The following is a 13,329-nucleotide window of genomic DNA, read 5'->3' as shown; positions in this document are numbered from 1 at the left end:
CCGCATTCTGAGCACGCCCACGGCCCGGAACGGGCTGACCCGGGCCTTGACCCGCGTGTGAGTCGCCTGACCGGCTCACACACCGGCGGTCGGCACGTTCGTGCGAAGTCTGATCCGGGGGGTGCCCCTCGGCTCCTGACAGTCGTATCGGATGATGTGCACATGAAAATCCAGCGGGCCGGATACGGCCTGTTCGCCGCGCTCGTCGCCTTGGCACTGCTGATCTGCGGCACCATCATCTCCGCGGTCACTTTCGTCAACAGGGAACACGACGGCCTGTCCGCGTCCCGAAGCGGCGGTGGCACCACGGCTCGGGCCATCGGGACGGGCGGGTGGGTCGGTACTTGGTCGGCCGCGCCGGGGAAGGCGGTTGCGGCTCCCTCCGGTGCGTACTCCGTGCGCAATGTCGTGCGCACCAGCGTCGGTGGCGGTCAGGCTCGCATCACTCTCTCCAACCTCTTCGGCACCGCTCCGCTGCGCATCGGGCGCGCGAGTGTCGCCGTCGCGGCGGGCGGCGCCCTGGCGGTGCCCGGCACGCTGCGGGAGACGCGGTTCGACGGGGAGCGGTCGGTCGAGATACCAGCGGGTGGCCAGGTCGTCAGTGACGCCGCCCGGCTTCCCGTTCCCGAGGGCGGACATCTGCTGGTCACTCTGTATGTCACCGCGCCGGGGCCCGGAATGGTCACCCTTCACTGGCGGGCCCACCAGACCTCGTACCTCGCCTTCGGGGACCGGACACGTGACGCCGACGGCGCCGCGTACACCCGTCGCATCTCGTCCTGGCAGTATCTGACGGCCGTCGATGTCCTCGGTCAGTCCCTTCGGGGCACGGTGGTCGCCATCGGCGACTCGCTCACCGACGGCGCCGGTTCGACGCCGGACACCGACCGCCGCTGGCCTGACCGGCTGGCCGCCCGACTGCGTGCCGGACGCTGGGGGTACGGCGTCGTCAACCAGGGCATCAGCGGCAACCGCATCCTCAGCGACGGCACAGGGCCGAGCGGTCTTGCCCGCTTCGAACGCGATGTGCTCGACCGGCCCGGTGTGCGGATCGTGGTGATCGACCTGGGTATCAACGACATCATCAGGCCGCCCCGACCCGCCGATGCCCGGGAGCTGACGGCGGCGCTGCGGATGCTCGCCGAGCGGGCACGGGCACGCGGGCTGCGGGTCGTGGGCGCCACACTGATGCCGTTCGAGGGCCACCGCCGCTACAGCTCCGCCCTGGAAGCCGTGCGGCAGCAGGTGAACGATGCGATCCGCGGGGGCACGGTCTTCGACGCCGTGCTCGACTTCGACCGGGCACTGCGCGACCCGTACGCCCCGGAACGGCTCGACCCGGCCTACGACTCGGGCGACCATCTCCACCCCAACGACGCAGGGTACGCGCGCATGGCGCAGAGCGTGGACCTCTCCGTGCTGACAGGCGACGGCTCCTCCGCACGGCTCTGAGACGCAGCGGCCTGAAAACACCGAGGGCGGTGTGAGGCTCCGGGTCAGACCACGGGAGCCGGGTAGGTCGGGTACTCCACGCCGGAGACGTGCTGCACGACTCGGATGACCTGGCACGAGTAGCCGAACTCGTTGTCGTACCAGAGGTAGAGGATCGCGCTGTCGCCGTCGACCTTGGTGGCGCCCGCGTCGACGATCGAGGCGTGGCGCGAGCCGATGAAGTCGTTGGAGACCGCGTCGGGGGCGCTGGTGAAGTCGATCTGGCGCTTCAGCGGCGAGGTCAGCGAGACCTTGCGGAGGTAGTCGAGCACCTCCTCGCGGGTGGCCTCGCGGCCGAGCCGCAGGCTGAGGATCGCGATCGAGACGTCCGGCACCGGCACGCGGATGGAGCTGCCGGTGATCGGGGCCTTGAGCTCGGGGAGCGCCTTGGCGACCGCGGAAGCGGCGCCGGTCTCGGTGATGACCATGTTGAGCGGCGCCGAACGGCCACGGCGATCGGCCTTGTGGTAATTGTCCAGCAGGTTCTGGTCGTTGGTGAACGAGTGAACGGTCTCCACATGACCGCGCAGCACCCCGTACTCGTCCGCCATCGCCTTGAGCGGCGGGACGATCGCGTTGGTGGTGCAGGAGGCACAGGACAGGATCTGCTCGTCCGGCTTGATCGTGTCGTGGTTGACGCCATGCACGATGTTGGGGACGTCGCCCTTGCCCGGAGCGGTCAGGACGACCTTGTCGATACCGGGGCGCAGGTGCTTGGACAGGCCCTCGCGGTCCCGCCACTTGCCCGTGTTGTCGATGAGGATGGCGTCCTTGATGCCGTAGGTCGTGTAGTCGACCTCCGACGGGTCACCGGCGTAGATGACCTTGATCTCGTTGCCGTTGGCGACAATCGTGCTGTTCGCCTCGTCGACGGTGATCGTGCCCTGGAACTGGCCGTGGATGGAGTCCCGGCGCAGCAGCGAGGCTCGCTTGACGATGTCCTGGTCACCGCCCCGACGGACGACGATGGCGCGCAGCCGCAGTCCGTTGCCGGAGCCGGCCTTCTCGATCAGCAGGCGGGCGACGAGCCGGCCGATGCGGCCGAAGCCGTACAGCACGACATCGCGTCCCTCGCGGCGCTCGATCTTGTTGGCGCCGGTGGCACCGGCGACGGCCTCCGCGGTGAACTGCGCGGCCGACAGGCCGCGGTCGTCGGCCTTGTGGGTGGCGGCGAGCATGCCGATGTCGATCTGGGAAGGGCCGAGATCGAGCGTGGTGAGCGCCTGGAGGAACGGCAGCGTGTCGGTGACCGAGAGCTCCTCGCCCGCGATCTGCCGTGCGAACCGGTGCGTCTTCAGGATGCTGACCACCGACTTGTTCACCAGGGAGCGGCTGTGGAGGAGGACGGTGACGTCCCGCTCCCGATGCAGCTTCCCGATGATCGGGATCATCGACTCCGCGATCTCCTCGCGGTTCTTCCAGTTTGTGAACGAGTCCTCATTGACAGTCACAGGATTATCTTTCGAGCTAGGCGGTGCTCATATGCTAACCCGCCCACCTTTGGATCTTGTAGGTGCCCCTTGTCACATCGCCTGGACCCCGTGGACACCTCGGGCCACTCGGGCGGCGCCTTGGCATGCAGAAGGCCCCTGGTCCGCCGGACGGTGCCGGCGGACCAGGGGCCCGCTTGTGCCGGGATCCCGGGTGTCGGGGTCAGCGCCTACGGGGCCATCTCATACGCACCCGACAGCGCCTCGACCCGCGCCCAGACACGCGCCGAACGAGCCTCGTCCACCACCGGGCGGCGCACCGCGCCGAGCGCCCAGCGCTGCTGCTGCTCGGTGGCGGAGTGCTTGCCGTGCAACTCGACCGCGTGCGCCGAGAAGTCGCGGACGAGTACCGCGAAGAGCTCGTCGAGCACATCCTCGTCCAGCTCCGTGAGCCGGGCCTGCTCCAGGATCAGCTGACCGTGCACCACCAGGGCGAACAGCTGGCCCACCGCGAGCAGCAGATCGAGGTCGCGACTCTGCTGCTCGTCGGGCGCCGCGGTGGTGACGAACTCGCACAGGGCGTCGGCCTGCTCGCGGAAACGCTCGACATTGGGGATGTGGGCGTAGCCGTCGTAGGCCGGGCGCCAGTCGTGGAAGCGCACGGAACCCAATCCGCGAGCCGGTCCCTGCCGGAAGAGGAAGTCGTCGTCGGCGGCATCGACGCGGGTCGGAACCTCGGGGTACTCCACCGGCGCCAGCAGGTGGTTGCGCATGAACTTGAGGATCAGCGCGAGGTTGACGTGGACGGTCCCTTCCAGCTTGGGGAGTCCTCGGATCTCCGCGGACGCCTGCGCGAAGTAGGTGTCCTTCTCGAAGCCCTTGGCCGCGATCACGTCCCACATGAGGTCGATGACCTTCTCGCCCTCGGTGGTGACCTTCATCTTGGTCATCGGGTTGAACAGCAGGTAGCGGCGGTCGTCGGGGCCCGCGGAGCGGAAGTAGTCGACGGCGCGGTCGCTGAACAGCTTCATGCCGACCAGCCGGACGTATGCGTCGGCGAGTTCGCGGCGCACATGGGGGAACGCGGTCACGGGGCGGCCATAGAGGATGCGGTTGTGCGCGTGGGACACGGCCTCGTACATCGCGTGCTCGCAGATGCCGATCGAGGCGGTGCACAGGTTGAACTTGCCGACGTTGACGGTGTTCAGCGCCGCGTCGAAGGCAGCGCGACCGGTGTGCAGGACGTCCTCAGGCGCCACCGGGTAGTTCTCCAGGCGGAACTCGCTCACGTACTTCGACGAGTCGACGACGTTCTTCACCAGGCGGTAGGCCGAGTGGCGGCTGTCGGCGGCGAAGAAGACGTAGCCTTCGGGCCCTTCGACGTCGGTGCGGCGGCCGAAGACCGACACGAGTCCGGCCGCGTTGCCGTTGCCGATGTAGTACTTGGAGCCGGTGGCTCGGAAGCCGCCGTCACCGTCGGGCTCGAGCAGCATGTCGGTGGAGTAGATGTCGGCGCCGTGCGCCTTCTCCGAAAGACCGAAGGCGAACACCTCGCCCTGGTCGAGGAGTTCGGCCGCACGGGCGCGGGCCGCCTCGTTGCCGCTCTGCCAGACCGGGCCGAGACCGAGGATGGTCACCTGCCAGGCGTACCAGTAGTCGAGCCCGTAGAAGCCGAAGATCTCGTTGAGCGCGGCGATCCGGGCCGTGTCCCAGCGCTGGTTCTCGTTGCCCGCGGCGGCGGCCGGGGTGAGGAAGGTCGCGAAGAGGCCTTCCTTGGCGGAGAAGTCGAGGAAGTCCGCGAGCCAGGCGCGGGTTCGGTAGTCCTCTATCAGCTTGCGCTTGCCCCGCCCCTCGAACCAGTCGACCGTGGCGCGCAGCAGACGGCGGGTCTCGGGGTCGAAGTGCGCCGGGTCGTAAGTGCGCGGGTTGAACAGCAGCGGGTCGGCCATGGATGGTCGCCTTCCGTGTGTCGAGGTCGGACGATGACGGTGCGTGTGGTGCGTACTGCGGCTGAGGTGGTGCGGCGGCGCCTCAGGGGGACTCGTGGGTGGCGCCGAGTCTGTGCAGGGTGGCGAGCACGTCGTCGAGCCAGTCGATGGTCATCCGCTCGTAGGCGATACCACCGCGCAGTACGACGTGCTGGAGATCCCTGCCCGTGTCCAGCGGGGTGGGAGCCTCGGGTCCGGTGAAGTCGCGGGCTTCGCCCGCGAGATAGCGTGCGAGGCGGTCGCGATGCGCCTGACGGTGCCGCTCGACCTCGCGGATCAGCGCGGCGGGGTCGTCGAAGGCCGCGCCGCGGATCTTGACGGCGAGCTCGTGCCGTACGCTCTCGGGCTCGATCGGCCGGTGCAGCCACCGGGAGAGCTCAGCACGGCCGAGCTCCGCGACCGCGTACTCCTTCTTGTCCGGCCGCCCCTGCTGCGGTACGTCGCGGACCACGAGCAGTCCGTCGCCTTCCATGCGCTTGAGGACGCGATAGATCTGCTGGTGGGTGGCGGTCCAGAAGTAGCCGATGGACCGCTCGAACCTGCGGGCGAGCTCATAGCCGGAACCGGGGCTCTCCAGCAGGGAGACGAGGATCGCGTGGTCGAGGGCCATGGCGCCGATCTTATGCAACTCGTTGCATAAGGCAAGAGGGGCATCCGGGATGAGACGGGGCTCACCCGGCGCACACCGGCGCACCCTCGAGCGCGCTTACCCCCCGAGCCCGGGCGCCCCCCATACGGGGAACCAGCGGTCCAGGTCGGGCTCGATCCGCAGATCATCCGCGAGCAGCGCCCTGACCTGGAGTTCGAGCGCGTCGTCGCGTCTCTCGCGGGCTCCGGGGAGTGGGGCGAAGGGGTAGAAGGCACCTCTCTTGTAGAGATACACCAGCGCCAGTACGCGGCCGTGGTCGCTGTCGACGGGGGCGTCGTGGAAGCCGACGACCGTGCAGAGCAGCTGAGGACCGAAGCCCGCCTCTTCGAGAAGCGTGTTGACCGCATGCAGGTCGTTGACGAGCGAGACCATGTCGTCGGCAGGGCGGCGGGTCACCAGCCAGGTGTACCCGTACGCGTCCCGTTCGTAGGCGACGGGCGGCCCGTTGCGCCCCGCGTCGGCATCGAGCAGCTTCCGTACATCGTCCTGGATCCTGGCGAAGGCACCGCCTTCGACACCGGCGAAGCAGACCGATCCGCCCCCGGTGGGCAGGAACCCGGCACCCGCCTGGAGCGTGATCGCGGCCGCCGGCAGCCCGAACAGCCGGTCGAGGTCGGGACCCACCGGCTTGCTGCGGCCGAGTATGGCGTCGAGGAAGCCCATGGCGACGGTCGGCGGCGTCAGCGGCCGAGCTCCCTGGAGATCCGGCCCAGCTGGTCCAGGCGCTGCTCCAGGGTCGGATGCGAGGAGAGCAGCCGGCCCAGGCTCGCGCCGGTCGGGAACGCGGGCGCGAACCAGAAGGCGTTGAACGGCTCCGCCTTCCGCAGGTCCCGGGTCGGTATCCGGGCCATCTCACCGGACACCTTGACCAGCGCGGAGGCCAGCGCCGACGGGCGTCCTGTCAGCAGCGCGGCGGCGCGGTCGGCGGACAGTTCGCGATAGCGGGAGAGCAGCCGGGTCAGAAGGAAGCTGACCACGTAGACGGCCGCGCTGACCAGAGGGATCACCAGTGCCGCGACAGCGGTGCTGGCGTCGCGGCTGTTGCGCCCGAGACCGCTGTAGAGCCAGACACGGATCATCACACCGGAGAGGACCCCCAGGAAGGAGGCGATGGTCATCACGACCACATCGCGGTGGGCGACATGTGACAGCTCGTGCGCGAGGACGCCTTCCAGTTCCTCCGGCTCCAGCCGCCGCAGCAGCCCGGTGCTGGCGCAGATGAGGGCGGTCTTCTCGCTCCGGCCGGTGGCGAACGCGTTCGGGACGTCGCTGTCGGCGATCGCCACCCGGGGCTTGGGCATGTCGGCGAGCGCGCAGACGCGGTCGACCACCCCGTGCAACTCCGGCGCCTGCTCGGGTGTGACCTCGCGGGCGCCCATGGCCTGCGCCGCGATCCGATCGCTGAACCAGAACTGCGCGACGAAGAGGCCGCCCGCGATCAGCAGGACGATCGCCCAGGAATCGCGCAGCAGGGCGAGCAGTACGCCCACGAAGACGACGTACAGCAACCCGATCAGGAACATCGTGGTCACCATGCGGGTGGTGAGTCCCCGATCCAGCACGTAGCGCGACCGCGGCCGGGTGGCTGACATTCGATCACCCCTCCAGGCGGAGCTTCCGTCGCGATGACCTCTCTTATCAGGATGCCCACATTCCCGATACAGCAGACATAAAGGGCACCGCGAAGCGTGCTGTCACGCCAGCCGGCTCACCGCCCACAGCGGCAGCTGCCGGAAGAAGCCGACGGCTTCCGGACGCCAGTGGCACGGCCAGCGGTCGGTCTCGGCAGCGGCGGCCTCGGCGTGGCGGCGCATGTCGGCCCGAAGGCGATCGTCCACACCGTGGCGCCGGGCGATGGCTCGGACGCACTCGATGGTCTCGTCCGGGCACCGGGGATCACCCAGCGCCGATTCCACGAGGTCCGACTCGTCCTGGGTCGCAGCGGCCAGTACGGCGCTGACGGCGTAGCTGCGGCGTCCGGACCTGATGTCGGACCCGGTCGACTTGGCCTGCGTCTCCTCGGTGCCGAAGAGATCGAGGTAGTCGTCTCGCAACTGTCCGCCGATACCGGCGAGGCGCGCATAGCGGCTGAGGGTCCGGTCGTACGGCGCCGGGTCCTCGCCGACGACCAGCAGGCCCATCCGCAGCGGCGCCAGGATCGAGTAGCGGGCGCTCTTGAAGTCGGTCACCGTGTGCAGCAGGTCCTCGCCGGGTACGGCGTGCAGATCGCGCTCCAGGTCCACGACCTGTCCGGTGACGGTCTCGGTGGCGGCGCGCAGGTGAGCGTCCATGAGGGACTGGCGCAGCTCGACGGGAAGGTCGGCGTCCAGCAGCACGCGCACGGACAGGAAGGCGGCCAGGTCACCGGCGAGCACGGCGAGTCCCAGAGCGGTCCTGGGCCGGTCCGGATGCTCGTCGCGGTAGGCGTAGTAGGTGGAAGGACCGCCGCGGCGGACGGGTGAGTCGTCGATGATGTCGTCGTGGATGAGGCCGTGTGTCTGCAGCAGTTCGACGCTCAGTGCCGCGGGCTCCAGGCCGGGCACATCGCCGCCGGTGACCAGCCGGGCGGCCTCGTACAGGAGGGCGACCCGCAGCCGGTTGCCGCCGCGTAGGGAGAGGTCCCTGAGCAGTTCCAGGCAACGGGGCGTGAACCGGCTCATCGGCGGGGTGTCGATGTGCCGGGCGAGAGAGTCGAAGTACGCCTCGAAGTGCGCGTCGAAGCGGCGGCGGTGCCCGTCGACGCGCCGTATCGCCGCCCCGGCGTCGGTATCCGTCCCGGTGCCCGTCCCCGCCGTGCGGTTCGCGGTCACGTGAGCGGCCGCTCGTAGACGAGGAAACCTTCGTGCCGGGCCACCCGGTCGTAGAGGGCACGCGCGGAGGCGTTGCCGCCGCTCGTCTGCCAGTAGAGCTTCTCGGCCCCTGCCTCCCTGGCCGCGGTGGCGGTCGCCTCGATGAGCGCCCTGCCCACCCCGCACCCCCGGGACTCAGGTGCCGTGAACAGGTCCTCCAGGTAGCAGTACGTGCCCGCGGCCCAGGTGGAGCGGTGCAGGACGTGGTGGCAGATGCCGATCAGGGCGCCGTCGGACCACGCCCCCAGCGCGCCCATCGGTTCCGCCGGGTCGCTGAAGCGAGACCAGGTCAGATCCGTGACCTCGGGCGTGAGCACATGGTCGTAGAAGTCCAGGTACGCCTGCCACAACGGCTCCCAGGCGGCCCGGTCGGCCAGGCTCAGGGGGCGGATGTCCAGGCCGGTGTTCGGGGGCACGGTTCCTCGCAGATCGGTGATGGAGGCGGGGCGGCGGCAGGTCCGCGCCGGAGGGGGCGGGCAGCCGCGGTCAGCAGTCAGCAGTCAGCAGTCAGCAGTCAGCAGTCAGCAGTCAGTCACAGCTTGCCAGGTGTTGGCAGTCGCTCACGGGCGGGAGCTCCTGATGCAGAAAGTGTGATCACATCGCCGGGCGTACGTGCGGAAACTCCTGTGCGTCGGCTCGCGCACCTCTGCGATCATCCTCGAATGGCGAACAGTCTCGAATCGCTGGTCATCCGGCACACTCACCGGCTTCCCTCCCCCAAGGGTTCCACCGGGGCAGGAGCCGCCGCACGGCAGTTCGACGCGGCGCCGGCTTCCGTGGGCTTCAAGCTCTCGGCGGAGCTGCTGGAGCGGCTGTCGGGGCTGTCCGAGGCCGCGGTCGTGCACACCGCCGAGCGGACGCCGCGCACCGTGAGCGAGAGGGTGGGCGATCACGTCCGGCACAACGCGTACTTCATCGGCTTCCCGGCGAACGTGCCCGACACCGAGGAGTTCTGGATGCGGTGCATGGCCAAGGCACTCGGCGACGAGAAGCCGCGCGGGAGCGTGCTGACGCGGCTGGGGAAAGGGGTGCTCGACCTGCTCAGCCTGCCCTCGTACGGCCGGTACCAGCACACCTACGAGGACATGCTCGCGGCGGTCGAAAGTGGTGCGCGCCGTCGTCCAGCGCGAGCAGTTGACGGTGGGGTACCTGGTGGACCTGATGTCCGGAGACACCACGAGCGTGGACCTGTGGGACGGCGAGCAGCTCCCGGACGAGCCTGTGACCTACATCGGCCTCGAACGTCCTGACGGACTGCATCCGGACTCCCGGACCATCACCCTCGAAAATCTGCGCGACTTGGTCCCGAGCTGAGTGCTAGCGTTGCCGACGGCGAGGCCATGAAGGGGCTTCCTTCTCAATTCTTCCACTGAACGAGTCCTTTCGCTTTCCTCGCCGCCGACCTCGATCGGGAGGCGCTCGCCCGGCGCCTCCCGGTCTTCTTGTGTGCCGGTATCGTCCTGAGAGCGACAGCTCGCGCGCAGGCAGGCGCACCCAGCGCCCGCCGGTCAGCCTCGCCGCTGCACCCGAGGCAGCGACTGTTCGGTCCAGATCGCCTTGCCCCAGTCGCTGTAGCGCGTCCCCCAGCGCAGTACGAGCTGGGCGACGATGAACAGCCCGCGCCCTCCCTCGTCGTCGTCCGCGCTGTGCCGCAGATGGGGTGCGGTGTGGCCGCCGTCCGCGACCTCGCAGACCAGGGTGCGGTCCAGGATGAGCCGCAGATGGAGCGGCCCCACGGCGTGTCTGACCGCGTTGGTGACCAGTTCGCTGGCGATGAGCTCGGTGGGGAACACCAGCTCCTCCAGTTCCCAGTCACGCAGTCGTTCCGCGATCAGTTCCCGGGCCTGCCCTGCGGCGAGCGGCTCCGCCGGAAGGTTCCAGGTGGCGATCCTTGCGCTGTCGAGTTCGCGGGTGCGGACCAGCAGGAGAGCGGTGTCGTCCGTGGTCATGCTGCCCGGAAGGAGCTCGCAGATGGCGCGGTCGCAGAGCTCCTCCAGGGAGTCGGCACCCTCGCTGAGGACTCTGCCCAGGGTCTCCAGACCCTTGTCGATGTCACGGTCCCGCGCCTCGACCAGCCCGTCCGTGAAGAGAGCGATCAGGCTTCCGACCGGCAGTTCGAGCTCATGGGATTCGAAGGGCAACCCGCCGAGGCCGAGCGGGGGCCCGGCCGGCAGATCAGGGAAGCCGACCTGCCCGTCCGGGTGCACGATCGCGGGTGGCAGGTGCCCGGCACGGGCCATGGTGCAGCGCCGTGAGACGGGGTCGTACACGGCGTAGAGGCAGGTGGCACCGGTGGCCACGTCGTCATCACCGGTGAAGGCGCCCGCGTCGGCGCCGACGTCGACCGCCGACTGCCCCACGAGGTCGTCCAGCCGCTTCAGCAGTTCTTCGGGCGGCAGGTCGGTGGGGGCGAGGGCACGGACCGTCGTACGCAGGCGTCCCATGGTGGCCGCGGCGTGCAGCCCATGACCGACGACGTCCCCGACGACCAGCCCGACTCTGGTACCGGACAGGGGGATGACGTCGAACCAGTCGCCGCCCACCCCGCTCAGGTCGTCGGTGGGCAGATAGCGATGCGCCACGTCCACCGCGGAGTTCGCCGGGAGGTGCCGCGGCAGCAGCTGCCGCTGGAGGGCCAGCGCCGCCGAGCGTTCCCGGGTGTAGCGGCGGGCGTTGTCGATCGACACGGCTGCCCGGGTGACCAGCTCGTCCGCGAGCGCGACGGCACCGCTGTCGAAGAGGTCGGATCCGTCGCGGCGTACGAAGGTGACCAGCCCGATCGCCCTGCCGCCGACCCGCAGCGGCACGACGAGTGTGTCGTCCACGAGGACGAGTCCGCCCGAGGAGAGACTGCGGTACTGGGGCGAGCCCGGCGGATGGTCCACCGGCGAGGGCGGGCGGCTGCGGGCGACCGCGGTGCCGGTGGTGCCGCCGGACGTGGCCGAGCGTGCGGCCGTGCGCATCAGTTCGGTGCCCGCCGGGCCCGTGGCGTCGGGCATCTCGCCGTCCAGCACCGCGGGAGCGAGATCGACCTCGACCAGGTCGGCGAAGCCGGACACCGCCACCGCCGTCAGCTCATCGGCCGTGACGATCACATCCAGGGTCGTACCGACCCTTCGGCCGGCTTCCACCAGCAGGTTCAGCTGCTGCTGCGCCCGGTAGCGGTCCGTGATGTCGAACGCGTCCTCGCAGAGCCCGAACACCTGACCGTCAGTGCCCTGGATCCGGTAGTAGGAGCAGGACCAGATGTGCTCACGGCCCGGCTCGCTGGGCTGCTCGCCCCGGAAGTGCAGGTCCAGGATGGGTTCACCCGTCTCCAGCACCTGCCGCATCACCGCCTCGAGGGTCTCCGGATAGCCCGGCGTCACAAAGCCACCGAGAGGATAGAGGTCGCCGGCCAACTCGCCCCGTACCTCTTCGAGCGGCTGCCCGAGTTCGACCTCGGAGACGGCGTTGCACCACAGGAGGCGGAGGTCGGTGTCATACGTGGCGAGGCCGACGGGTGACTGCGTGGCAAGGCCCTGGAGCATCGCGAGCTGGGTTTCCCAATCCCGGAGCGGTGCGTACTCCGCCGCCACGAGAATCCGCTGCGCCGGCCCGGCGCCGGACAGTGGGCAGAACGTGGCGACGAGGCGCACCCGGTGGCCGTCGCGGTGCACGCCGACGCATGCGTCGCGTCGGTGTCGGCCCGCTGAGGCGTCCCCGAGAGCAGCCGGTTCCAGGAAGGTGGTGACGGGGCGGCCGATGATCTCCTCGGTCGGGTAGCCGAGGAGTTCCCTGGCCGCGGAACTCCAGCCGATCACCGTGTCATGGGCATCGAGTACGCACGTGGCGGCCTTCGTGACGTCCAGCGGACCACGGAAGTCGATGTCCCCAGTCGCCTTCCTCACGTAGCTCATGGTGCCCTCACCGGCCTGCATCATCAGGTCCAGAGTCCGCCTGATACCGACCCTGCGCAACCAAGCAGGAGGGAGGCGACCGTGCACCCCGGCCGACCGGACGTCGTCCGGGGAACATGGTCTCCGATCACGAGGCACTTCCGATCATGCTGTGAAAAGCTCGAGCCAGATGGGAACGGGAGGGAGCGACATGGGGCAGGCAGGGCGGGACAGCAGTGAGTGGGTCCGTGTATTCCACCCGGTGCCGGCGGCGGAGCGGCACTTGGTGTGCTTCCCGCACGCAGGCGGTTCGGCGAGCTACTACTACGCCCTTTCGGCGGCCCTGAGGGCGGCTGGGCCGGATGTCCAGGTCTCGGTGGTGCAGTACCCCGGCCGGGCCGACAGGCTCGCCGATGCGCCGCTGACATCCATGGACGCCTTGGCGGACGGGATCCACGAGGCGTTGCAGCCGCTGCTGGGGAGGCGCTCGTACTTCTTCGGCCACAGCATGGGGGCTGTCACCGCCTTCGAGGTGGCGTTGCGCGCGGAGCGGGCCATGGGCCGTGGCCCGGAGCGACTGATCGCCTCCGCGTGCGTGGCGCCGTCCCGGCGCGTCGACATGGGGCTGCGCCACCAGGACGACGCAGGTGTGCTCGCCGGGATCATGGGGCTCGGTGGCACCCAGGACGTACTGAACGACCATCCGGAGCTGGCCGAGCTCATCCTGCCCGCCATCCGTGCCGATCTGGAGATGATCGAGCCGTATCGGGCCGGTACGGATGTGAAGCTGGACTGCCCCGTTTCGGTCTTCGCTCCCGACAGCGACCCCCGGGTGCCGCTCGCCGACTCCGCGGCCTGGACGGAGCACACCACCGCCGCGGCCGACGTGCATGTCTTCCAGGGCGGTCACTTCTACTTCAACGACGTGCCGGACGAGTTCAGCGAACGCCTCAGGGGCGCGTTGTCGTGAACCGCGCGGCGAATGTGCCCTGAGCGCGCGGCGCCCGGTGGCGACAGACGTCACCGGGCGCCGCGCGGACGACT

At 69.5% G+C, this 13,329-nt stretch carries 10 protein-coding genes and 1 pseudogene; 3 read left to right on the top strand and 8 right to left on the bottom strand.

The window, feature by feature from the left end; all coding sequences use genetic code 11:
* Window positions 1-162 precede the first annotated feature (162 nt).
* Complete coding sequence (locus V1460_RS16015; protein WP_338674389.1) at window positions 163-1,452, top strand: SGNH/GDSL hydrolase family protein; 1,290 nt, start codon at window positions 163-165, stop codon at window positions 1,450-1,452.
* Between the two features lie 44 nt (window positions 1,453-1,496).
* Here V1460_RS16015 and V1460_RS16010 read toward each other — a convergent pair whose 3' ends face one another.
* From V1460_RS16010 to V1460_RS15980, 7 genes are all read right to left on the bottom strand, one after another.
* Window positions 1,497-2,942, bottom strand: coding sequence for a glyceraldehyde-3-phosphate dehydrogenase (locus tag V1460_RS16010; RefSeq protein WP_338674388.1), 1,446 nt, complete (start codon window positions 2,940-2,942; stop codon window positions 1,497-1,499).
* Window positions 2,943-3,151: 209 nt separating this feature from the next.
* Window positions 3,152-4,870 (bottom strand): acyl-CoA dehydrogenase family protein, encoded by a 1,719-nt coding sequence (locus V1460_RS16005; RefSeq protein ID WP_338674387.1) that lies wholly within the window; start codon window positions 4,868-4,870, stop codon window positions 3,152-3,154.
* A gap of 82 nt (window positions 4,871-4,952) precedes the next feature.
* Window positions 4,953-5,519, bottom strand: coding sequence for a PadR family transcriptional regulator (locus V1460_RS16000; RefSeq protein WP_338674386.1), 567 nt, complete (start codon window positions 5,517-5,519; stop codon window positions 4,953-4,955).
* Window positions 5,520-5,615: 96 nt separating this feature from the next.
* Window positions 5,616-6,221: a PspA-associated protein PspAB gene (pspAB, locus tag V1460_RS15995; RefSeq protein WP_338674385.1), complete on the bottom strand. Its 606-nt coding sequence runs from the start codon at window positions 6,219-6,221 to the stop codon at window positions 5,616-5,618.
* A 17-nt stretch (window positions 6,222-6,238) separates the two neighbouring features.
* Complete coding sequence (htpX, locus tag V1460_RS15990; protein WP_338674384.1) at window positions 6,239-7,150, bottom strand: zinc metalloprotease HtpX; 912 nt, start codon at window positions 7,148-7,150, stop codon at window positions 6,239-6,241.
* 102 nt (window positions 7,151-7,252) lie between these two features.
* A complete protein-coding gene (locus tag V1460_RS15985) occupies window positions 7,253-8,308 on the bottom strand; it encodes a polyprenyl synthetase family protein (RefSeq protein WP_338678067.1) in 1,056 nt (351 codons plus the stop codon).
* Window positions 8,309-8,364: 56 nt separating this feature from the next.
* Window positions 8,365-8,823 (bottom strand): GNAT family N-acetyltransferase, encoded by a 459-nt coding sequence (locus tag V1460_RS15980; RefSeq protein ID WP_338674383.1) that lies wholly within the window; start codon window positions 8,821-8,823, stop codon window positions 8,365-8,367.
* A 246-nt stretch (window positions 8,824-9,069) separates the two neighbouring features.
* Here V1460_RS15980 and V1460_RS15975 point away from each other — a divergent pair.
* Window positions 9,070-9,504: pseudogene (locus V1460_RS15975) on the top strand (hypothetical protein); the annotation flags it as partial.
* A 411-nt stretch (window positions 9,505-9,915) separates the two neighbouring features.
* Here the strand turns inward: V1460_RS15975 and V1460_RS15970 are convergent.
* Complete coding sequence (locus tag V1460_RS15970; protein WP_338674382.1) at window positions 9,916-12,306, bottom strand: SpoIIE family protein phosphatase; 2,391 nt, start codon at window positions 12,304-12,306, stop codon at window positions 9,916-9,918.
* 190 nt (window positions 12,307-12,496) lie between these two features.
* On the opposite strand from V1460_RS15970, the gene V1460_RS15965 reads away from it, so the two are divergent.
* Entirely contained in the window at window positions 12,497-13,255 is a 759-nt protein-coding gene (locus tag V1460_RS15965) for an alpha/beta fold hydrolase (protein WP_338674381.1), read from the top strand.
* Window positions 13,256-13,329 lie beyond the last annotated feature (74 nt).

Source organism: Streptomyces sp. SCSIO 30461 (assembly GCF_037023745.1).
Taxonomy (GTDB): domain Bacteria; phylum Actinomycetota; class Actinomycetes; order Streptomycetales; family Streptomycetaceae; genus Streptomyces.
Note: the sequence above shows the minus strand (reverse complement) of the source record. Positions and strands in the feature narration are given on the sequence as shown.